The organism is Candidatus Thiosymbion oneisti, from assembly GCF_004359955.1.
Lineage (GTDB): Bacteria > Pseudomonadota > Gammaproteobacteria > Chromatiales > Chromatiaceae > Thiosymbion > Thiosymbion oneisti.
This window is the reverse complement of the sequence record NZ_SMSC01000002.1, coordinates 156,431-178,661: the sequence shown is the minus strand read 5'-3', so window position 1 is coordinate 178,661 and position 22,231 is coordinate 156,431. Positions and strand designations below refer to the sequence as shown.

Genomic DNA, 22,231 nt, shown 5'->3' with positions numbered 1-22,231 from the left:
TGATGACCGGATTCCGCCAATCCCTAGCGGAATGAAAGTTTAACTCAATGTCAACGGACTTGACACCGTGGTGAGCGGGATCATAGGGTTCCCTCGCCCAGATCGAGCATTCGTCCATTAGGCACCATGTCAAAGCCAACTACTCGCAACGACGACCAGACAGCCAGCGCCGGCTCGCCGGAAAATACCAGCGCCGCCGGCGGGTTGACGCGGCCGACCAACGGCAGACCTGCCGCCAGAGTAGGCGATGTCACGGCCCAGGGGGATGTTATCACCACCGGCGATCCGACATTCCTGATTGACGGCAGACCCGCTGCCAGGGTAGGCGATGTTACGGCCCGAGGGGACGTCATTGCTACCGGTAATCCGACGTTCCTGATCGGCGGTAAACCCGCCGCCGGGGTGGGCGATGTCACGGCTCGGGGAGATTTCATCGTCACCGGCAGCCCAACCCTTTTCATCGGATCGAGCAGCCGGGGACAAACAACCGGTCGGCCTTCCCCACTCGATCCGGCCTTCGCAAAGGGGTTGGCCCCGGAACAGCGCAATCCATCGCCGGCGGAATCCGACACAATCCTCGATCCCAGCGTCCAAGAGGCGCGCAAGCATATCGACAGCACGGCCTGGGCTTATGAGGCTGACCGTCCCCCTTATCCTTCTGATACTTATAAGTGCAACCTTTTTGTCTACGAAACGCTCGATAATTCGGGCAAGCCGGTCCCGATGATGGAAAGGGAGCGCCTTCCCGGTATCTTTAGCAATATATTGAAGGAAGAGCATCCGCCACTGGCCGGCCAATGGGCCGATCCGTCCGTGGAGATCCCAGGCTGGCAAGTGGTAACGGATCCCCAACCCGGCGATGTTGCCGCAATCGCACAAAACTCTTCGAACGCCTCCGGTCATGTGGGTATCGTGTCGGGACCCAGCTCGACCATATCGGCTACCCGCGAAAAAGTCGTCGAAAGCGATTGGGGGTTTGAGCCTGGGCAGAAACCGACCTTTCGGAGGTATGTGGGTCCATGACGGCGCGAACATGCAGGTTACAACGGGCACGACGCGGCTGGTGGCTGCCGGCACTGGCCGCCGTTTCATTGATCGCTGGGGGCCATTGGGCACAGTCGGACAGCGACGCTCCAGCCGAGACGAACGAGGTACAGGCGATGTCAGGTTTCGGTAAAAGAATCAGAAGGATCGAAGCGCAGATCGGCAATCTGACATGGGATGGCGAATTATTCAATTATCCGGAATTCCGGGAGATCCATGCGCATCCCGCAAGCTATCTCTCCGCAGCCTGGGATGCCTTGAGAAGCACCGAATTTACGGACCAACAAAAGATCATCATTGCCTTCTCCATGCAGGGACTCGATCTGCCGCGGTTTATGCGGTTTGCAAATGACATGTTGCGGCTGCTGGAATCCGGAATGATTTCCTATGATGTGTTCAAGCTCGCGGTATTTCCCCCTCTCGAATGGAATAGCAAGCTGGCTGAGAACTATGACCAGCCGGATGTCGCCCGATTTCTGCAGCGGGTTTTGAAGTCGGAACAGGTCGAGGACCGCCGGAAAGAAATCATTCGCGAGAGGACATTGACCGGGAAGGCGAGGTTATATGCCCTTAACATGCAGTTTTGGAAGGAGATGGGGATGAAGTCGCGACTCAAGGCGGAGGCAGCCCAGGCACTGTCAGATTTCGTCGAGAAAATCAAAAAGATCGAAGCACAGATCGGCGATCTCAGAACGCCGAACAAGCTCTTCGAGGTTCCGGATTTCCGGGAGCTCCACGAGCATCCCACAGACCACACCCTGGAGGTGTCGAAGGTCTTGGAGGGTCCTGAATTTACAGACCGACAAAAGATGATTGCTGCCCTCTCCCTGCAGGGTCTCGAGATGCCTTGGTTCCTGCTGATTGCGGAACACATGTTGCTGCTGCTGGAATCCGGATTGGTTTCCTATGATGTATTCGAGCTCGCGGTCTTTCCCCCGTATGACTGGAACACCAAGCTGATTGAAAACTATGAGGAATGGGATGTGGCTCGATTCCTGCGCTCAGTCTTGGAGTCGGAACAGGTCGAGGACCGTCGGAAAGAGATCATCCGCAAGGAGATACTGACCGGGAAGGCGAAGTCGTATGTCCTCAATAGACGGGATGCCGGCCCGTTGGGATGATGCAATCACACGGGACCTGACAGTTAGCCGCTTGCCGTAGTGGGTTGGAATTACGAAAGAGAAAACGGCGAATCGGCGCGAATCCATTCGTGAGGATTCGCGTGATTCGCCTCTGGCTCCCACGCTCCAGCGTGGGAACAAATCCAGACGCTCCAGCGTCATGAAACCTTGGCCGCTGGAGCGGCCACAACGGCATTCCCACGCTGGAGCGTGGGAACGAGCCATGAGGGCATCGTGGCCGCTCATTCGCTCCATAACTCGTTGTTTTAGATTGCAATAATGTGGGGATACCTCAGGCTCAAAGGGCGAAGATCGGTGCCTTTTGCGACACTCTCCCGGGGCGATAGGCAGGCGTTCACCACACCATTGATGCGGTTCGCCGCCGGGCGTATCCCGCGCCCGGCGGCTCACCACATCCTACCGGCTTTGCCCAACCTACAAGCTGATCTGCCGCCGATAACCCTCCGCGGTCAGGTGCCGAACAAGCGCTTCTCCCGGACGCCGAGCTCGGCGGCTACGTAGCGCGCCACGGTTTGATTCAGCCAGTTGGGTTGATGGGCATCCGAGCCGATGACGAAACCAAATCGGTCGACGAAGGGACCGTAGAAGCCCCGCCAATTGCAGCACCAGACGTAGCGGTTGTTGATCTCTATCAGACACTCTGGCGGGACCCGATCCAAATTGGTGTCCAAGACGTTGGGGTGCGCGACGATCACTGGTTGACCCGTCTCCAGCAGCCGGTCCAGTGCCCGGTAGTCCGCATCCCGGTCGTAGCAGTGGAAGATCCGATAATCGGCCACAACGCCTTCCGCCGCCGGCACCCAAGGGTGGCCGTCGATCTCCATGCCGACCTTGAATCCGGCGGCCCGGACCTCCTGACTGTACGCCTCGAAGGCGTTCTCTCCCACCAGCTCCAAGTGATCGCTGATGCCTATCACCTCGGCGTGGCATAGGGCTGCGATGAACCCGATGGTCTGCTCCGGTACCACGGCGGCATCGCCGTCGGACCAGGTGGAATGAATGTGGAGGTCTTGTGGTAGCATCGTCAATCTGGATCTCCCCAATGAAAATGACTAGAGAATTGCACAGCAACTTTGCGGCACGATGAAACCTTTGCGATCCGGTTCATGCACCGAATCGCTTGGCAAACCCTGATTACAGCAGGGCCAGTGCGCATGCTCGAGGCATCGACCAGCACCTAGGAACGAATCTCAACAAGCGCAATGTCATCGCCCACGAATCCCCAAGCACCGGGTCAGGAACAGCCCTTCGTTTCTCACTTGGTGGAGCTGCGCGACCGCCTGATACGTATGCTGGTGGCGGTGCTGTTGGTATTTCTTGTCCTCTTCCCCTTCGCCAATGACATCTATATCTATGTGGCCACGCCCCTGATGGCGCAACTGCGGGAAGGGACCAGCATGATCGCTACCCAGGTGGCCTCTCCTTTCCTGACCCCCTTCAAGCTGGCGCTGGTGTCGGCGGTCTTCCTGTCCATGCCCTATCTGCTGTTCCAGCTCTGGTCGTTCGTGGCGCCGGGACTCTACAGCCACGAGAGGCAGCTGGCGATTCCCCTGCTGCTCTCCAGCATCCTGCTCTTTTATCTGGGGATGGTCTTCGCCTACTACGCGGTCTTCCCGCTGATATTCGCTTTCCTGACCGGGACCGCTCCGGCGGGGGTGGCGGTCATGACGGATATCAGCCATTACCTGGATTTCGTCCTCACCCTGTTCTTCGCCTTCGGCATCGCCTTCGAGATCCCCATCGCCACCATCCTGGTGGTCGCTGCCGGCATCACGACGCCGGAGGACTTAGCTCGCAAACGACCTTACCTCATCGTCGGAGTCTTCGTGGCGGGGATGCTTCTGACACCACCGGACGTGATCTCTCAGACCCTGCTCGCCCTGCCCATGTGGATCCTGTTCGAGCTCGGGGTCCTCGCTTCCCGCTTCTTTCAGCAGCGGCGGAGGGCACCCGAAGAGGCCCAGGCAACGGCGCCCACCGCCGGGACATCCGCCGGGGAATCTCCCCCCGGCGAGGGCTTGAACATAGGCCCAACCCCATCTTCCGACGGACAAGGCGACACATCCGATGGTGAGGAGGCACTGGTCGGCCGGGACATAGCCGGTGGCAATCCCTTGGATCCGGAACGGTTCCGACCCTTGACGGAAGAGGAGATGGAGGAAGCGTTGGATGCCATCGAGGCCGACGAGGAGAGCGCTTCCAAGGCATTGGACGAACCGGACCCGGTGGATCAGAAGCTCAGGTGGATCAAAGAGCTACGCGATCAGGAGGAGCATACGGGGGTCCGGCGACTGCTCTACGAGGTGCTGGAAGAAGGCGACGATGAGCAACGCCAAGTGGCGCGGAATATTCTGGCGCAGATCGATGACCGTTAGCAATCCGGGCTCCATAAAGGGCCCTTTGACCTCTCCCCGTCCTGAACTAAGCTGGTTTATCGTTTCCAAAATCAGTGGCCGGTCGGCAGCGAAATTCGCCTTCTGAAGGAAAACTTTCAACGATGTAGTGTTGCTTTCATCATGGATACCGCATTAACTTTTGACAAAATCTGGCAGCTGTTCCAGGAAACGGACCGTAAGTTCCAAGAAACGGACCGTAAATTCCAGGAAACAGACCTTAAGTTCCAGGAGACAGACCGTAAGTTCCAGGAATCGCAGCGGGCCTGGGAGCGCAGGCTCCAAGAAACGGACCGTGAGTTCCAAGCGTCGCAACGGGCCTTGGACCTCAGGTTCCAAGAGACAGACCGCATGTTCCGGGAAACGGACAAGAAGATGAAGGCCTTGCAGGAGCTATTCGAAGGCCAATGGGGCAAGTTGGTGGAGAGCCTGGTGGAAGGGGATCTGGTTCGCTTGTTGGGCAAGCGGGGAATCCGGATCAACGATACCTCGACCCGGCGCAAGGGTTCTCGGAACGGAGAGAGCTATGAATTCGATATCATTGCGCATAATGGTGAGGAGATCGTCATCGTAGAGGTGAAGACGACCCTGCGGGTCGGGCCGGTCGAGAAGTTCATCGCACACCTCCATCGAGCCAAGCATTACCTGCCCGAATACAGCGCCCATACGGTGCTGGGTGCGGTGGCCTATCTGCGCGCGGAGCAAGCGAGCGACCAATATGCGCAGAACCAGGGGTTATTCGTGATTCGGGCCACGGGCGACAGCGCCGCTATCATCAACCCCACCGACTTTCAGCCCCGAAAGTTCGGGTAGAGACAGATTTCCGACTCGCTCCCACGCTCCAGGGTCAAGCAGCGCCTCTCTTGATCCTGGCTGCGGCAGGTAATCCCGCGGTAGAGGTTCGCATAATCCGGCGTTTCAACCACAAAAGACGCAGAGGGCGCGGAGCTTTTTTGAGAGAACTGTCACGAGGGGCCTACCATGGAGCTCACGCCGCGAGAGAAAGACAAGCTGTTGCTGTTCACCGCCGGGCTGCTTGCGGAACGTCGGAAGGACAAAGGGCTCAAGCTCAACTACCCGGAGACTATGGCCTTCATCAGTTGTGCGATACTCGAAGGGGCCCGCGCGGGCAGGACCGTTGCCGAGCTGATGGACTATGGCCGGACCCTCTTGACCCGAGACGATGTCATGGAGGGCGTGCCCGAGATGATCCACGAGGTCCAGGTCGAGGCGACCTTCCCGGACGGCACCAAGCTGGTGACCGTGCACGATCCCATCCTTTAGTGTCCGTCCATTTCCGCCTCTGCGCCCACACCGAATGCAGGCCGATTCCGAGAGGAGGGATGCCATGATCCCAGGTGAAATACACACCGCGCCCGGCACCATTGAGCTCAATGCCGGTCGTGAACGGATGACGCTCAAGGTCGCCAACACCGGCGACCGTCCCATTCAGGTCGGTTCCCACTACCACTTCTACGAGACCAATCCCGCCCTCGACTTCGATCGAGGACGGACCCGTGGCTTCCGTCTCGATATACCGGCCGGCACCGCGGTGCGCTTCGAGCCGGGTCAGTCGCGGACCGTGGATCTGGTTGCCTATGCCGGGTCGCGCAGGATCTACGGCTTCAACGCCAAGGTCATGGGTCCGCTGGATGGGGAGGGCAACCCATGACCAGCATCGGCCGGCAAGCCTATGCGGAGCTGTACGGTCCCACCCTCGGCGACCGGGTGCGGCTCGGTGACTCGGCGCTCTTCATCCAGGTCGAAGCAGACCGCACCCACTACGGCGACGAGGTCACATTCGGCGGCGGCAAGGTGATTCGAGACGGCATGGGTCAGTGCCAGAGGCAGACCGACACGGTGGTGGATCTGGTCATCACCAATGCCCTGATCCTGGATTACTGGGGCATCGTCAAGGCCGACGTGGGCATCAAGGACGGCCGTATCGCCGCTATCGGCAAGGCCGGAAACCCGGATACCCAAGCCGGCGTGGACATCCTGGTCGGGCCGGGGACCGAGGCCATCGCCGGGGAAGGCCGGATCCTGACCGCCGGTGCCATCGATGCCCATATCCACTTCATCTGCCCCCAGCAGGTGGAAGACGCCCTGATGTCCGGCGTCACCACTATGCTGGGCGGCGGTACCGGACCCGCGACGGGGACCAATGCCACGACCTGCACCCCCGGGCCTTGGAATATCCGGCGCATGCTCCAGGCCGCCGAGGGGTTGCCGATCAACCTGGGGTTCCTGGGCAAAGGGAATGCCAGCCTACCCCAAGCCTTGGAGGAGCAGGTCCGGGCCGGGGCCATGGGCCTGAAGCTGCACGAGGATTGGGGCACCACCCCGGCGGCCATCGACAACTGCCTCGCGGTGGCGGAGAAGATGGACGTCCAAGTCGCCATCCATACCGATACCCTGAACGAATCCGGCTTCGTGGAGGACACGATCGCGGCCTTCAAAGAGCGCTGTATCCATACCTACCACACCGAGGGGGCCGGGGGCGGCCACGCACCGGACATCATCAAGACCTGCGGCCTGGCCAACGTCTTGCCGTCCTCCACCAACCCGACCCGACCCTACACGGTCAACACCGTGGATGAGCACCTGGATATGCTCATGGTCTGCCATCATCTGTCTCCGTCGATCCCTGAGGACGTGGCCTTCGCCGAGTCCCGCATCCGCCGCGAGACCATCGCCGCGGAAGATATCCTGCACGACCTGGGGGCCTTCTCGATGATCGCCTCGGATTCCCAGGCCATGGGCCGGGTCGGAGAGGTCATCACCCGCACCTGGCAGACGGCCCACAAGATGAAGGTGCAACGCGGCAGTCTGGAGGGCGACCCAGCCGCTCACGACAATGCGCGCGCCAAGCGCTACGTGGCCAAGTACGGCATCAATCCTGCCATCACTCACGGCATTGCCCATGAGGTGGGCTCCGTAGAAGTGGGCAAGTTGGCGGACCTGGTGCTGTGGAAGCCCGCATTTTTCGCCACCAAGCCGAGTCTGATCCTCAAGGGCGGCATGATCGCCGCGGCGCCCATGGGCGATCCCAACGCCTCCATCCCCACCCCCCAACCAGTGCACTACCGGCCCATGTTCGGCGCCTTCGGCGACGCCCTGGGGGCGACCTGCATGAGTTTTATCTCCCGGCAGGCGCAGCAGGCCGGCGAGCACGAGAGGCTGGGGTTACGGCGGCTGATCGGCGTCGTGCGCAACACCCGCCGGATACGCAAGCAGGACATGATCCACAACCATTACCGGCCCAGTATCGAGGTCGATCCCCAGACCTACGAGGTCCGCGCCGACGGCCGGTTGCTCACCTGCGAGCCGGCCGCGGTGCTGCCGATGGCACAGCGATATTTTTTGTTTTGAAACGATGGTTAAGCATCAGTACATCGCAAAGATTTTCAGGACTGCCTGATGAACTGGGTATTCTGAATTTCACCATGGATGTCGATCTCCACCGTGTCGACATCCGGCATTCGGCTCAGGATATAGCCGGCCGTGAGCATACCCAGTTTCTGGTTCTCGTTTTCCAGGGCGGTCAGGAGCTTGTCGGCAACGATCTGGCAGCGTTCCACTTGATTCGGATGTTGCACCCACTCGCGGCTCATCTGCCAGCCTTGGTCCATGTCGGCATCGAGTCTTGCGAAGTATTCCTCACCCTGCGCGAGCACGGTCTCGGGTACGTTGAGGCTATATTCCTGATCGTCGATGATGGCCTTTAGAATCATAGTGCGCCCCTTTTTATGCAGCCCGGCAGGACCGCATTCTAGCAGAGGCGCTTAAGTCCCAATGGAAGATTGCCCATGCTCTTGACCGTCCCCGGCCTGCTCGACCAGGCCCAACTCGAAAAGATCCACCAGGTCCTCGCCGCTGCGCCCTGCGTCGATGGGAAGCTCACCGCCGGCTTCGCCGCCGCCCGGGTCAAGGACAACCTGGAGCTGCGGGCGGATCCCGCGCGTATGAAGCTGTTGATCCGCATCCTCATGGCGAGTCTCGGCCACCACGAGACCTTCCGTTTCGGCGCCTTACCCCATCGGGTGGCGGACCCCATCTTTGCCTGCTACCGACCCGGCATGACCTACGGCGACCATGTGGACGATCCCATCATGGGCAGTACCGGGCCGCGCTTGCGCAGCGACATCGCGATCACGATCTTCCTCAATCGACCGGAGACCTACGACGGGGGTGAGCTGGCGATTCGGACCTCGTTCGGTGAGAAACAGTTCAAGCTCCCGGCCGGGGATGCGGTCATCTACCCCGCCTCGAGCCTGCATCGGGTCACGCCCGTGACCCGGGGCGAGCGCCTGGTGGCCCTGACCTGGGTCCAAAGCTACGTGCGCGATCCCGCGCAACGGGAGCTGCTCTACGAGCTCAACCTGGCGCGGGAGAAGCTGCTGAAGGAGGCGCCGGAAGAGGAGACGACGGGGTACCTGGACAGGTGCTACGTAAACCTGCTGCGGATGTGGGCGGAGGTATAAGGCGGGTTCCGGGGGAGGAATGAGGGACAGCCTAGGTGTCAGGTCCCGGAAGCGGCGGATGGCTGCTTGGAACGGGGACTAACATGCCAGGGTTCCTTTGGATAGCCAAGTTATACGCACTCGCCCCGATAACCTCATTGCCGCCGTGGACAGGGCATTGGCCTGCCCTTAGAATTCGGCCCGGTAAGATATGCGGGCTAGGATGGTATCGGGTATCCCGCCACCACGCATGCTTCCTAGCTAACCGTATCGAAACTAAAGCCATTGGTTGCCCCTCACCCCAACCCGCTCCTCCAAGGGGGCAAAGGAGCGAGCCTGGCATTACTTTCGATTTTCTTAGAACCTGTCTGGCAAAAAAGGCAAACCCTTGTTTATAAAGCTGTACCCAATTTGCTCGGAGCAGAGATTTAGCAGATAAATCAATGCATTACGTTTTTTGCCAGACAGATTCTTAAGTCAAATGCTGAAAGGACGAGACGCGCTCCCTATGCGTCACTGGCGGTGCCCCTGATACCACCCGGTTCGTTCGGAGATGCCCTTGAGAAAACCCGCTATTCTGGTCCTGGAAGACGGGTCCATCTTCCGTGGGACTTCCATCGGTGCGGATGGCCAAAGTGTCGGCGAGGTGGTCTTCAACACCGCCATGACCGGCTACCAGGAGATCCTGACCGATCCGTCGTACTGCCGGCAGCTGGTAACCCTGACTTATCCCCATATCGGCAACGTGGGCGCCAACGCGGATGACGAGGAGTCCTCCCAGGTCCATGCCGCCGGATTGGTCGTGCGTGATCTCCCGGTACACGCCAGCAATTGGCGTCTGCAGGCGTCCCTGGACGACTATCTGGTGCGCCATGGCGTGACGGCCATCGCCGACGTCGACACCCGGCAATTGACCCGAATCCTGAGGGAGAAGGGCGCCCAGAACGGCTGTATCCAGGCGGGGAATGCCATCGACGAGGCCACCGCGGTCGGGGCGGCGAAGTCGTTTCCGGGCTTGCAGGGAATGGATCTGGCGAGAGAGGTGACCACGCCGACCCCCTACGAGTGGACCCAAGGGGTCTGGGACCTGAGTGCCGGTGGCTCGGATGTGCCGCCCCCGAGCGACGAGCGGCCCCCGCTGCAGGTGGTTGCCTATGACTATGGGATCAAGCGCAATATTCTGCGCATGCTGGTGCAGCGCGGCTGCCGGGTAGCCGTTGTGCCTGCCCGGATGCCGGCTGCCGAGGTACTCGCGCGGCGGCCGGACGGTATTTTCCTATCCAACGGCCCTGGGGATCCGGAGCCATGCGATTACGCGATTACGGCGATTCGCATGCTTCTGGAGACCGGTATCCCCCTGTTCGGCATCTGCCTGGGACATCAGCTCCTGGCCCTGGCTTGCGGCGCCCGCACCCTGAAGATGAAGTTCGGCCACCATGGCGCCAATCACCCGGTGCAGGACCTGGCCACGGGTCGGGTGATGATCAGCAGCCAGAACCATGGCTTCGCGGTGGACGAGGACAGTCTCCCGGCCCAGGTCCGGGCGACCCACCGTTCTCTCTTCGATGGCTCCCTGCAAGGCATCCATCACCGGGAATATCCTGCCTTCGGTTTCCAGGGCCACCCGGAGGCGAGTCCCGGACCACATGACGTGGCGCCTCTGTTCGACCACTTTATCGATTTGATGCGTGAATGAATGAAAAAATTAGCCGCAAATGAACGCGAATGAACGCAAATGTATCAAGAATAGTCGATGAGGGTGAATCTATATCCCGGCGTGTTATCGGGTCTTGGGCGTAAAAAGGGAAAGGATATGTCAGTAGCTGATGAACTTTTCAGAATTGCGGACAGCATGGAAGCAAAGGGTAGAATTCTGGAAGAAAAGTTCAGTAAGCCTTTGCAACAATTAACAGATGCCGCCGAAGAAATAGGGAAAGCTTGGAGTGGATCATGGTTTGGCTATCATTCCCGGGTCTACTATGCAGGGTTAACTGCTCCACCTTCTGGAGCGCGTTTTAGTAAAGAATGGGGAATGATGGACTCACTCGGGATCGGGGCTACCGTTGAGGATTGGAGAGAATATCGATTTGACGATGTTATCGATTCAATAAAGCAAACAGCAGGCAATCCTGATACTACTCAACAAGAAGAACTGTCAGCGACTACAAGCAAAGAGTTTGAAGAAGCTCAATCCAGTATTTTATCGCTTTTGGTAAGTATGCTTGAGGCCCGTCGTGATGACAAATACTTGAACGATATTTCTAAAAAAGTAGAAGAAATGAAGGTTTTTGGTGCAAGCGACTTCATCAAAGCTATGAGACCAAGTGGCCAAGTGATATCCTGCGATATGTCAGCCATTCAGGCTGGTCTTCATACACCACCCCATATCAGCGTTTTAGCACAAGTACTTGCAATTCGATACCCGTTCACTGCTTGCGAAGAATTATCGAAGCTAAGCTGGAGAGCTGCCTCTCATATCCAAAATGTAGAAAAACACAAATCTCGATCAGAACGAGTTGGAACAAACGTATTTATAGGACATGGGAGGTCGTCCGTATGGAAAGACCTAAAAGACTTCATTCAAGATCGAATGCGTCTTCCATGGGATGAATTCAATCGTGTACCCGTTGCAGGTTTTACGAATATTGCGCGTCTTTCTCAAATGCTGGATGAGGCCACCATTGCGTTCCTGATAATGACAGCCGAAGATGAGCTGGCTGACGGAAAGCAACATGCGCGCCAAAACGTGATTCATGAAGCAGGACTATTCCAGGGGAGGTTCGGTTTTGAACGGGCAATCATTCTCTTAGAAGAAGGTTGCGAAGAATTTTCAAATGTTCAAGGGTTGGGGCAAATTCGTTTCCCAACAGGTAATGTATCTGCTGTTTTTGAAGGTATCCGCAGGGTTCTTGAGCGTGAAGGACTTGTTGATGAAAATTAGCATCTAGCGACGCTTTGTGTATCAAATCAATCTGACCCGGCAGATTTCAGCCAGACCTTTTCAACCGATTTGCGTTTATTTGCGGCAAAAAATAATTCCCATTGATACATAACCAGAAGAATTAGTCGTAGATGAACGCAAATGCATCAAGAACAGTCGATGAGGGCGAACCAATCTCTCGGCGTGTTATCGGGTGTGCGTTCGAGATCAGCAATATCTTGGGGCCTGGGTTCTTGGAATCTGTGTACGAGAACGCTTTGTGCGTCAAGTCAATCTGACCCGGCAGACTTCAGTCAGGCCTTTTTCAACCTATTTGCGTTTATTTGCGTTTATTTGCGGCGAAAAATAATTCCCATCAGGTGACGTGGTGTCCCTGTTCGATCATTTCATTTCATCGATTTGATACATAACTAGAAGAATTAGTTGCAGATGAACGCAAATGCGTCAAAAACAGTCGATAAAGACGAACCAATCTCTCGGCGGGTTATCGGGTGTGCGTTCGAGGTCAGCAATATCTTGGGGCCTGGGTTTTTGGAGTCCGTGTACGAGAACGCTTTGTGCGTCGAGCTGGCTGAGCAGCGAATTCCCTTCGAGCGGCAGAGGGAGTTGGTAGTCCGCTACAAAGATCGGGTCGTAGGGACCTTTGTCGCAGACATTTTGGTTGCAGGTGAGCTACTGGTGGAACTGAAGGCGGTCAATCGCGTTATCGCGGAGCACAGCGCCCAAGTGATGAATTATCTTCGGGGTACGGGTCTTAGCGTGGGGCTGTTACTGAATTTCGGCACGCCTCGCTTGGGAGTGAACCGCATCGTGTGGAGACACGACGACCACAGATCAATCTGACCCAGCAGACCTCGGCCAAGCATTTTCAACCTATTTGCGTTTATTCGCGTTCATTTGCGGCAAAAAAGTAATCCCCATCAGGTAACAGAGTTTCCATGCCGAGACGAACAGACATCGAAAGCATCCTGATCATCGGCGCCGGTCCTATTGTGATCGGTCAGGCCTGCGAGTTCGATTACTCCGGGGCCCAGGCCTGCAAGGCGCTGCGGGAGGAGGGCTATCGCGTCGTCCTGGTCAACTCGAATCCGGCCACCATCATGACGGACCCGGAGATGGCCGATGCTACTTACATCGAGCCCATTAGCTGGCAGACCCTTGAGCGCATTATCGAGAAGGAGCGCCCGGACGCTCTGCTGCCCACTATGGGTGGTCAGACGGCGCTCAATACGGCCCTCGACCTGGTGCGCGAAGGGGTGCTGGAGCGGTATGGCGTCGAGCTGATCGGGGCCTCCCGGGAGGCCATCGACAAGGCGGAAGACCGGGATCTATTCCGCCGGGCCATGCGCAAGATCGGGCTGGACCTGCCTAAATCCGCCATGGCCCACAGCCTGGAAGAGGCCCGGCAGGTACAGGCCCAAATCGGCTTTCCGGCCATCATCCGACCCTCTTTCACCCTGGGCGGCAGCGGCGGCGGCATCGCTTACAATCGGGAGGAATTTGAGGATATCTGCCGGCGCGGGCTGGACCTTTCTCCGACCAGCGAGCTGCTGATCGAGGAGTCGGTTCTAGGATGGAAGGAGTACGAGATGGAGGTGGTGCGGGACCACCGGGACAACTGCATCATCATTTGCTCCATCGAGAATCTCGACCCCATGGGGGTACACACCGGCGACTCCATTACGGTCGCCCCGGCCCAGACCCTAACGGACAAGGAATACCAGCGGATGCGCGACGCCTCGATCGCCGTACTGCGGGAGATCGGCGTCGACACCGGCGGCTCCAATGTGCAGTTCGCGATCAACCCGGACGACGGGCGCATGCTCATCATCGAGATGAATCCCCGGGTCTCGCGCTCCTCGGCGTTGGCCTCCAAGGCCACCGGCTTTCCCATCGCCAAGGTGGCAGCCAAGCTGGCGGTGGGCTATCGGCTCGATGAGTTGGAGAACGAGATCACAGGCGGTGCTACCCCCGCCGCATTCGAGCCCACCATCGATTATGTGGTCACCAAGATCCCCCGCTTCGCCTTCGAGAAGTTTCCCCAGGCGGACCCCAGGCTCACTACCCAGATGAAATCGGTGGGGGAGGTGATGGCCATCGGACGCACCTTTCAGGAGTCGTTGCAAAAGGCCCTGCGCGGGCTGGAAACGGACCGGTCCGGACTCGACGAAGTGGTGGACCCGACTCACCCGGAGGTCCACCGAATCCTGCGCCGGGAGGTCCGCCAGTCCGGTGCGGAACGCATCCTCTATGTAGCCGATGCCTTCCGGGCCGGCATGTCGCTACGGAAGCTTCACAGGCTCAGCTGCATCGATCCCTGGTTCCTGGCCCAGATCGAAGCACTCGTCCGGATCGAGGCGGACGTCAGATCCGAGGGGGCCGCGGGACTGACCGCCGGGCGTCTACGCTTTCTGAAGCGCAAGGGGTTTTCCGATCGGCGCTTGGCGTCGCTGGTCGGTATCGACGAGCAGCGGGTCCGGGCGCTGCGGCACGCACTGGATATAGGTCCCGTCTACAAACGGGTGGATACCTGTGCCGCCGAGTTTGCCGCCGGCACGGCCTACCTGTACTCCACTTACGAGGAAGCGTGCGAGGCTGAACCTACCGAACGCAAAAAGATCATGGTCCTGGGCGGCGGGCCCAACCGCATCGGCCAGGGCATCGAGTTCGACTACTGCTGCGTCCACGCTGCCTTCGCCATGCGCGAGGACGGCTATGAGACCATCATGGTCAACTGCAACCCGGAGACCGTATCCACGGACTACGACACCTCGGACCGGCTCTACTTCGAGCCCCTGACCTTAGAAGATGTGTTGGAGATCGTCGCCAAGGAGCGGCCCTTCGGCGTCATCGTCCAGTACGGCGGTCAGACCCCGCTCAAGCTCGCCCGGGATCTGGAGACCGCCGGTGTGCCCATCATCGGCACCACGCCGGACTCCATCGACCTGGCGGAGGATCGCGGACGCTTCCAGCACCTGATCCGGGATCTGGGCCTGCGCCAGCCCCCCAACGCCACCGCCAGCAGTGAGGGAGAGGCGGTGACCGAAGCGATGCGGATCGGCTATCCTCTGGTGGTGCGACCTTCCTATGTGCTCGGCGGCCGGGCCATGGAGATTGTCTACGACGAGACCGACCTCAAGCGCTACATGCGTGAAGCGGTGCGGGTATCGAACGCATCCCCCGTGTTGCTCGACCGCTTCATCGCCGACGCCATCGAGGTAGACGTGGATGCCGTCTGCGACGGCAAAGAGGTACTGATCGGCGGCATCATGGAGCACATCGAGCAGGCCGGTGTACACTCCGGCGATTCCGCCTGCTCGCTACCTCCCTATACGCTCTCACCGGCCATTCAGGAGCGGATGCGCGAGCAGATGATCAAGCTGGCACGGGCCTTGAAGGTGGTCGGGTTGATGAACGCCCAGTTCGCGGTCAAGGATCAGGAGATCTACGTTCTGGAGGTCAATCCGCGGGCCTCGCGTACCGTGCCTTTCGTCTCCAAGTCCATCGGGGTCCCCCTGGCGAAGGTGGCGGCACGTTGCATGGTCGGCGTATCCCTCCGGGAGCAGGGTCTGGTCAAGGAACGCCGGCCGAAACACTACTTCGTGAAGGAGGCCGTGTTCCCGTTCATCAAGTTTCCCGGCGTAGACACCGTGTTGGGGCCGGAGATGAAATCCACCGGGGAGGTCATGGGCGTCGGCGAATCCTTCGGCGAGGCCTACGCCAAGGCCCAGGATGGGGCCGGGACGGGATTGCCGAGCCGGGGCAACGCGATGCTGAGCGTACGCCAGGCGGACAGGTCAAGATTGGTACGGGTAGCCAGGGAGCTGTTGGAGCTCGGCTTCGACCTTTACGGCACCCGCGGCAGCGCGGCGGCGGTAGAAGAAGCGGGTATCCCATGTCGGGCTGTCAACAAGGTCGCGGAGGGACGCCCCCATATCGTCGACATGATCAAGAACCATGAGGTCAGCTTCATCGTCAATACCACCGAAGGTGCCCAGGCCATCATCGACTCCGCGGAGATCCGGCGGGCCGCCCTCCAATATAAGGTAAGCTACACTACCACCATCTCCGGTGCCGAAGCGACCTGTCTGGCCTTGAAGCAGCTGGACGCTGTCGGAGTCAATCGGTTACAGGAACTTTACTGACATGCACAAAATACCTCTGACCGCCAGCGGCGCTGAGCAATTGCGTTCCGAGCTCGAGCGCCTAAAACGAGTCGAGCGGCCCCGGATCATCGAGGCCATTGCCGAGGCGCGCTCACACGGCGATCTCAAGGAGAATGCCGAGTACCATGCGGCCCGCGAGCAGCAAGGCTTCATCGAGGGTCGCATCAAAGACATCGAGACCAAGCTCTCCAACGCCCACATCGTCGATGTGACGGATGAACACACCCGGACTCTGGCTAACGGCAAGGTGATCTTCGGCGCCACCGTGGAGGTGCTGGAGCTCGACGGTGACCAGGAGCAAACCTTTCGGATCGTCGGCGACGACGAGGCCGACTCCACACGTGGTCTGATTTCCATCAGCTCGCCCATTGCCCGATCCCTGATTGGAAAGCAAGTGGACGACCTGGTTGCGGTCGAGACGCCCGGCGGACTACGCGAGTTCGAGATCCTGGGAGTCCGTTACGAATGATTCCGAACCACAAAGACGCACAGGGATTGATTTTCCTTAAGTTAATGGCATTGCGGTATAGCCCCCATGACAGTTCTGATTTTGTTCGTTCCGTGTTTACCTCCGCACCCCTTCACGGTCCTAAAAGGGTTCCGCGCAGCCAAAAAGGGCATTCCCGTGCCATCAGGTAGACCAGATGCGTGGTGGACAGGTATCACGTCCCATCAGCCGGGGCCGGAGTATGCCCCAAAGCGAACGAAAGATCCGACTCACCGACTCGACGCCTGGGGCAAGGCAGCGCGCGACGAGCAGATCCTCGATCAGGGTCAGTCCAGTAGGGTGGTCTTTCTCGTTCGATAAGGCTGCCCGTGCCACTTCCAAGCTCCCCGGTTCCACACCCGTGGCGACGAAGGTCCCGCACACAGGAAATCCACGCAGGCTACTCGGCCCGTCGAGCGCCTGCCCTGTGTTCACCCGCAGGCGGTCCCTCAGCATGGGTCGGCCGTCCCGGTCCAGCCTGAACTCAAGATCTGCAGTGCCTGGATCGAAGCGTTCACCGGTCACGGGCCGTCCCAGACTCTGTATCTCCCAGCCGATGAAACGCGCATCACCGGCAAGCTCGACGCTTGTCCGGGTACGTGCCTGCGCGCCGGGGAACAGAATATTCTCCTGGGGAAACCATTCGAGTAATCCGCCGGCGGCGATCCTGAGGCCTTGTTGCACGGTCGCGGCAGTGCCTGCACTGCGGTAGAACTTGGCCGCTCCGGGCGTAGTGACCAGCACCGAAGCACCCGCAGCGACATCCAGCCTGATCTCGATCCGGTCGCCGCCGACCAGTCCCCCCGGCGGGTGCAGCAGATAGAGCTGGCAACTATCCCCCTCCGGGTAAAAGGGGCGCTGGACCGTGAGTGGTCCGACCTGGCGTTTATGGGCCAGGACCGTTCGCCCGGCTCTCACCTCGAACCCCAGATCGAGCCTGCCTAACCAGCCTCCCCCAACCAACCTCCCAGAAGCATCGGCGCCGCGTTCGAGGAGATCGTCGGGTTTTAACGCACCTCTCTCCGGCCCCTGTTGGCGCCCACTGTCATTAGGGTGTGTTGACATTTCAGAATCGCTGACAAGGATTGCCGCGTCACGCCTAACCTACGTGCCGCCTCGGTAACACTCATGCCTTCCGGCAGGTATTCGCGCAACACCTCTCCGGGATGCGCAGGGTCATGCATGTGTGACATTTTTACCTCAAGTCAATGGTAATCCATGTAATCGACATCGACGGCATCCCCATTTTCAAAGCGAAAAACGAGGCGCCAGTTACCCCTCACTGTGACCGTCCAACCACCGGACAGATCACCCTTCAGACGATGCAGTCGCCTATCTGACATCCCGCAACCGCGGATCGAAGGCATCGCGCACGACGTCCGCGAACAGGTTGGCGAACAGGACCAGGGTGAACATGAACAGGAAGGCCGCCGCCAGTGACCACCAGACCACCGGCTCCCGTGCCAGCTCCAGGCGCGCGCCGTTGATCATGTTACCCCAGCTGTCCATGGTGGGATCGACGCCGATGTTGATGTAGGACAGCACCGCCTCGGCTAGTACCAGACCGCTGAAGTCGAGCACCAGGGTAATCAGCACGATGTGCAGGACATTGGGCAGGATGTGGCGGCCGATGACCGTGGCATGGCTCACGCCTAGGGCCTCCGCCGCCTGCACATAGTCGACCTCACGCAGCTTAAGGGATTCCCCGCGCAGCAGCCGGCACAGGCCCGTCCAGCTGGTCACGCCGAGGATGATGCACAGAAACAGCAGCCGCAGATCCGCCCGCTCTACCAGGCTGGCGAAGTCTTGCTCGTGATTGCTCATGTAGATCTGGAGCATGAGAATGGCGGCGGCGATCAGGAGCACGCCGGGGATCGAACTCAGGGTGGTGTAGAGGTATTGGATGATGTCGTCCGCCAGGCCCCGGAAATAGCCCGCCATGATGCCGAGCAGGATGGCCGCGGGCAGCATGACCAGGGTCGTCAGGGTGCCGATGACCAAGCCGGTGCGGACGCCCTTCAAGCTTTGGTAGAAGACGTCCTCCCCCACCTTGTCGGTACCCAGGATGTGGTACTTGCCCGCCAGCTCCCCGGCGACAAAGCCCAGCATCAACATGACGCCTAAGGTCAGCAGGGCCGCCCGCCAGGGGACAGAGGTGCGGCCTGCCCAAACCAGCGCCCAGCAGGTCCGCCGCAACCCGACGTCCATGCGCCGTGCCTGGAGCCACAACAGTAACCAGGCCACCAACAGCCAACAGATCAGACCCATGAGCAGACCACGCAGGGCGCTCCAGGTAATGTCGGGAAGCCGGTCCTGGTGCGGATCGGCCAGGTGACGCCCACCCCATTGCAGCCGCGGGTAGTCCCGGATCACCCGGCCATCGGGCAGCTCCAATCTCTCCTTGGCATAGAGGTGGGTCGCGAAGGGTGCGGAGTAAGTCTTCTCCTGATGCTCCCGCAAGGGCGTCAGCCACAGATCCAGGAGGCTCAGGATCTCCGGCGAGTATACCGTCGTATCCGACGCGGCCAGGTCCTCTTCCCGGGGGTGGAAATGCACACTGTCCAATAGACCGATGACCACATAGAAGGCGAGGATGACCAAGGCCGACACCCCGACCCGGCTGCGCCCGACCCGACGCCAGGGCGCGCGCAGGTGCTCGTGGCGCGCGGCATAGAGGGCGAACCCCAGCGCTAATGCAAGCAGCAGGTAGATGAGCGCATCGGTCAGCAGGACGACGGGCAACTCAGTATCCCCGTGGGTGGATTAGTATCCAGTTTCACCTTATTTTTCGTGCTTAGACCCGTAGGGTGGGTTGCGCCCACCAGCTAGGCTAGGGCGGGTTGACATTTGTAGTTCTCGGGTCCGATTGCGGCCTTCTAAAAGAAGAAAGCGAGGCCTGCTATCCTGTTCTCGGTTATCCACAGATTACGCAGATTTTCACAGTCGGCAAGCGCCTTTACCTTTATCGGCACCAGATCCGGTTTTCCGGGATTGCTGAGCTCGATATCTGCAACTACATGGCCCATAGCAATGGATCTGTGTGTCAGGCGGCAACTTCCTGTAAGGCACGCACCGGCGGCTGTTTGTGCCGCATCGCCTGGGCCAAGTCATAATTGGCCTGCATGGTGAGCCAGGCGCGCGCCGTGCTGACGCCGGCAAGTTCCAGGCGCACGGCCAAGTCCGGGCTGATGGCGGCATGGCCGTTGAGCACGCGCGACAGCGCGACCCGCGACATGCCGAGGCGTGCGGCGGCTTCTTTGACCGACAGACCCAGCGGCGTGAGTACGTCCTCGCGGAGCAGCGCGCCGGGGTGCGGAGGGTTCTTCATCATGGCTATGCCCCTGTCAGTGGTAATCTTGGTAATCTGCGGATAAAAGATGTGATTACCAATGGTTCCGCACATTCCCACGGGAAAGCATCATTTGTGTGGATTCGCGTGATTCGTGGTCAGTTCCGATTTCTTCTGTCGTAGCCCCGCAATCAGTCTGTCCTTCTCCTCCAGGGCCTTGCCCTGCTCCCCGATGACCTTGTCCTTCTCTTCCAGGGCCTGGCCCATTCCCGCGATCTGTCGTTCCATATCCTCCAGCTCCGCCAGGATATCATCCTCCACATCCATGGTCTGTCTGATCTTCGGCTCGGTGATGGCCCGATTCAACCAGCGGACTACCTGTCGATATTCTTGCGGATAAGCGGCCTCATCGATGTCCAGGATATGCTCGTCACTCGATACTTTCAGGTGTTGGTCGAAAATGGCCAGGAGTCGTCCCGCAGCCGTTTTGTACTCCGGACCCAGGTAGGGAATCTGGATCACGAAGCTGTCGTGGGTAAGGCTTTCAATGAATTCCTCCCGAGCGGAGATTGCTTGCCCGGTGGCGGCGTCATAGTAGTTTCTGAGCACCTTGATGACCGGCACCTGCACATGCTCCAGTTGATACCCCAGGAAATAGATGCTGATGATGGGGATGGCCTGTTGCACCTTGCTTCCTGATGCGAGCATGAATCCCTGCTCGTAGTGTTCCCCGAGATAACGACGAAACCGCATGATGTCGGCGGCGAACTTGGCCTTTTGGATCTCGATGACAACCTGTTTGACAGCGCCGTCCCGGGTCTTTATCCGGGCGGAAAAATCCAGCCAACACACGGTGAAAAACCGATTTCCCAGCGTCATCGAAATTTCCTGGGGAAGCAAATCCAGCGCCATGATCTCCTCATCCAGGATGGTCGAGAGAATCAAGATGGCGATCTCGTTATTCTGCATAAGATATTTGAATACGACATCGTAGATTGGGTTGGCAATTTGCATTGAGTTTCACCTCGAGCTTCGGAAATCCACCCTCTCTGACCGACCCGATTGCATCGCCTGCGAATAAATTGCCTCGTTTTATACATTACTAATAAGGCTTCGCCTCAGACCGTTGATGCATGAATTTTGGCGTGTTGGTATATGAGAAGGTCCGCACAGCGGACCCTACACCAACTTAGCCACAAATGGACGCAAATTGAATCAATTCCAAATTGGCGTTTATTCGCGTTCATTTGCGGATAAAAAGTAGCCGAGTTTGGCGCCTATGAAAATATTCGTGTCTATTCGTGTCCATTCGTGGTTCTTGTTTCCAGTCAACCCAGCCGCACCCGCGGGTCCACCAGGGTGTAAGAGATGTCGGTGAGCAAGAGCCCCAGGATATAGAGGACCGAGCCCAGGAACACCATGGCCCGCACGATGGCGAAGTCTTGGTTATTGATGGCGTCGATGGTGTAGCTGCCGAGCCCGGGGATGCCGAAGAAGGACTCGGTGATCAGGCTGCCCATGAACAGCAGCGGCAGTACCACTACGACGCCGGTCAGGATCGGGATCAGGGCGTTGCGGAGCACGTGCCGGAACAGGACCAGGCGCTCACTCAGGCCCTTGGCGCGGGCGGTGCGCACATAGTCCTTGCCGATCTCCTCCAGAAACAGGGTGCGATACCAGCGCGTGCCGGTGCCGATGCCCCCGATGACCCCGATAATGACGGGCAGGACCAGAAACTTCCAGGCCGCCGGCCCGGTGTCATAGCCGGAGATGGGCACCAGGTGGAACAGCTTGCTGAGCAGATATTGGCCGCCGATGATGTAGAAGAGCCCGGAGATAGACATCATGGCGACCAGCAGGACCACACTCGCATAGTCGATATAAGTAGCCCGAAAGAAGACGATGAACAGGGCCAGGCTGATGTTTACAGCCAAGCCCACCAGGAGCACGGGGACGGCGATGGCAAGGCTGGGCCACATGCGCTGGGCGATGTCGAAACCGATGTCTCGCCCGCTGTCCGAGGAGCCGAAGTCGAAGGCGAACAACCGCACCGATTTGGTGAAGAAGATGGTATTCGTAACCTTGCCCGGTCCCGTGGCCTCTTGATCGAAGAGCAGGGGCCGGTCGTAGCCGCGCTCCCGCTTCCAGGTTGCGATTGCCTCCGGCGTGACCCGCTTCACGCCCAGTTGCATGCGGGCCATGTCATCGGGGGAGCTGACCACGAAGAACAGCAGGAAGGTGATCAGATTCACGCCGATCAGGATGGGGATGGCATACAGTAGTCGGCGGAGGATGTAGGCGGTCAT

The 22,231-nt window shown here is 59.1% G+C and carries 23 protein-coding genes; 14 read left to right on the top strand and 9 right to left on the bottom strand.

Annotated elements, in window-relative coordinates:
• The first annotated feature begins 126 nt into the window (after positions 1–126).
• Positions 127–1,023, top strand: coding sequence for a PAAR domain-containing protein (locus tag E1958_RS01825; RefSeq protein ID WP_133510344.1), 897 nt, complete (start codon positions 127–129; stop codon positions 1,021–1,023).
• Entirely contained in the window at positions 1,020–2,165 is a 1,146-nt protein-coding gene (locus tag E1958_RS01820) for a hypothetical protein (RefSeq protein ID WP_133510343.1), read from the top strand. The genes E1958_RS01825 and E1958_RS01820 overlap by 4 nt, the downstream gene beginning before the upstream one ends.
• A 470-nt stretch (positions 2,166–2,635) precedes the next feature.
• On the opposite strand, the gene E1958_RS01815 is transcribed toward E1958_RS01820, so the two are convergent.
• Positions 2,636–3,214 (bottom strand): PHP domain-containing protein, encoded by a 579-nt coding sequence (locus tag E1958_RS01815; RefSeq protein ID WP_133510342.1) that lies wholly within the window; start codon positions 3,212–3,214, stop codon positions 2,636–2,638.
• Between the two features lie 174 nt (positions 3,215–3,388).
• Between E1958_RS01815 and tatC the strand changes: the two genes are divergently transcribed.
• From tatC to ureC, 5 genes are all read left to right on the top strand, one after another.
• Entirely contained in the window at positions 3,389–4,561 is a 1,173-nt protein-coding gene (gene tatC, locus E1958_RS01810) for a twin-arginine translocase subunit TatC (RefSeq protein ID WP_133510341.1), read from the top strand.
• Positions 4,562–4,702: 141 nt separating this feature from the next.
• Positions 4,703–5,392 carry a hypothetical protein gene (locus E1958_RS01805; protein ID WP_133510340.1) on the top strand — a complete coding sequence of 230 codons (690 nt, stop codon included), beginning with the start codon at positions 4,703–4,705 and terminating at the stop codon, positions 5,390–5,392.
• A gap of 168 nt (positions 5,393–5,560) precedes the next feature.
• Entirely contained in the window at positions 5,561–5,863 is a 303-nt protein-coding gene (gene ureA, locus E1958_RS01800) for an urease subunit gamma (RefSeq protein WP_089728399.1), read from the top strand.
• A 64-nt stretch (positions 5,864–5,927) separates the two neighbouring features.
• Positions 5,928–6,251, top strand: a complete 324-nt coding sequence (locus E1958_RS01795) for an urease subunit beta (protein WP_133510339.1) — start codon at positions 5,928–5,930, stop codon at positions 6,249–6,251.
• Entirely contained in the window at positions 6,248–7,951 is a 1,704-nt protein-coding gene (gene ureC, locus E1958_RS01790; RefSeq protein ID WP_133510338.1) for an urease subunit alpha, read from the top strand. The genes E1958_RS01795 and ureC overlap by 4 nt, the downstream gene beginning before the upstream one ends.
• Positions 7,952–7,986: 35 nt before the next feature.
• Here ureC and E1958_RS01785 read toward each other — a convergent pair whose 3' ends face one another.
• Positions 7,987–8,313 (bottom strand): hypothetical protein, encoded by a 327-nt coding sequence (locus E1958_RS01785; RefSeq protein WP_207787618.1) that lies wholly within the window; start codon positions 8,311–8,313, stop codon positions 7,987–7,989.
• Between the two features lie 75 nt (positions 8,314–8,388).
• On the opposite strand from E1958_RS01785, the gene E1958_RS01780 reads away from it, so the two are divergent.
• From E1958_RS01780 to greA, 7 genes are all read left to right on the top strand, one after another.
• Positions 8,389–9,063, top strand: a complete 675-nt coding sequence (locus tag E1958_RS01780) for a Fe2+-dependent dioxygenase (RefSeq protein WP_133510337.1) — start codon at positions 8,389–8,391, stop codon at positions 9,061–9,063.
• A 532-nt stretch (positions 9,064–9,595) separates the two neighbouring features.
• On the top strand, positions 9,596–10,738 hold the full coding sequence (carA, locus tag E1958_RS01775; RefSeq protein WP_133510336.1) for a glutamine-hydrolyzing carbamoyl-phosphate synthase small subunit: 1,143 nt from the start codon (positions 9,596–9,598) through the stop codon (positions 10,736–10,738).
• A 63-nt stretch (positions 10,739–10,801) separates the two neighbouring features.
• Positions 10,802–11,983 (top strand): TIR domain-containing protein, encoded by a 1,182-nt coding sequence (locus E1958_RS01770; protein WP_207787617.1) that lies wholly within the window; start codon positions 10,802–10,804, stop codon positions 11,981–11,983.
• Between the two features lie 131 nt (positions 11,984–12,114).
• The gene (locus tag E1958_RS21585; RefSeq protein ID WP_133510335.1) at positions 12,115–12,261 is read left to right on the top strand and encodes a GxxExxY protein; all 147 of its coding nucleotides are present in this window, start codon (positions 12,115–12,117) and stop codon (positions 12,259–12,261) included.
• Between the two features lie 151 nt (positions 12,262–12,412).
• A complete protein-coding gene (locus E1958_RS01760; RefSeq protein ID WP_133510334.1) occupies positions 12,413–12,826 on the top strand; it encodes a GxxExxY protein in 414 nt (137 codons plus the stop codon).
• Between the two features lie 95 nt (positions 12,827–12,921).
• Positions 12,922–16,128: a carbamoyl-phosphate synthase large subunit gene (carB, locus tag E1958_RS01755; RefSeq protein WP_133510333.1), complete on the top strand. Its 3,207-nt coding sequence runs from the start codon at positions 12,922–12,924 to the stop codon at positions 16,126–16,128.
• Between the two features lies 1 nt (position 16,129).
• Entirely contained in the window at positions 16,130–16,618 is a 489-nt protein-coding gene (gene greA / locus E1958_RS01750; RefSeq protein WP_089728415.1) for a transcription elongation factor GreA, read from the top strand.
• A gap of 162 nt (positions 16,619–16,780) precedes the next feature.
• On the opposite strand, the gene E1958_RS01745 is transcribed toward greA, so the two are convergent.
• The 7 genes from E1958_RS01745 to E1958_RS01710 form a co-directional block, all read right to left on the bottom strand.
• The gene (locus E1958_RS01745) at positions 16,781–17,701 is read right to left on the bottom strand and encodes an urease accessory protein UreD (RefSeq protein ID WP_089728418.1); all 921 of its coding nucleotides are present in this window, start codon (positions 17,699–17,701) and stop codon (positions 16,781–16,783) included.
• Positions 17,644–17,766 carry a hypothetical protein gene (locus E1958_RS21810; protein WP_424945060.1) on the bottom strand — a complete coding sequence of 41 codons (123 nt, stop codon included), beginning with the start codon at positions 17,764–17,766 and terminating at the stop codon, positions 17,644–17,646. Before E1958_RS21810 ends, E1958_RS01745 begins: the two co-directional genes overlap by 58 nt.
• Positions 17,767–17,841: 75 nt before the next feature.
• Positions 17,842–17,979 (bottom strand): type II toxin-antitoxin system RelE/ParE family toxin, encoded by a 138-nt coding sequence (locus E1958_RS01735; RefSeq protein WP_243448329.1) that lies wholly within the window; start codon positions 17,977–17,979, stop codon positions 17,842–17,844.
• Entirely contained in the window at positions 17,969–19,378 is a 1,410-nt protein-coding gene (locus tag E1958_RS01730; protein WP_133510330.1) for an ABC transporter permease, read from the bottom strand. Before E1958_RS01730 ends, E1958_RS01735 begins: the two co-directional genes overlap by 11 nt.
• Before the next feature lie 301 nt (positions 19,379–19,679).
• A complete protein-coding gene (locus E1958_RS01720; protein WP_424945058.1) occupies positions 19,680–20,039 on the bottom strand; it encodes a HigA family addiction module antitoxin in 360 nt (119 codons plus the stop codon).
• Between the two features lie 15 nt (positions 20,040–20,054).
• Positions 20,055–20,939 carry a hypothetical protein gene (locus E1958_RS01715; RefSeq protein WP_133510329.1) on the bottom strand — a complete coding sequence of 295 codons (885 nt, stop codon included), beginning with the start codon at positions 20,937–20,939 and terminating at the stop codon, positions 20,055–20,057.
• Between the two features lie 314 nt (positions 20,940–21,253).
• Positions 21,254–22,231 carry an ABC transporter permease gene (locus tag E1958_RS01710; RefSeq protein WP_133510328.1) on the bottom strand — a complete coding sequence of 326 codons (978 nt, stop codon included), beginning with the start codon at positions 22,229–22,231 and terminating at the stop codon, positions 21,254–21,256.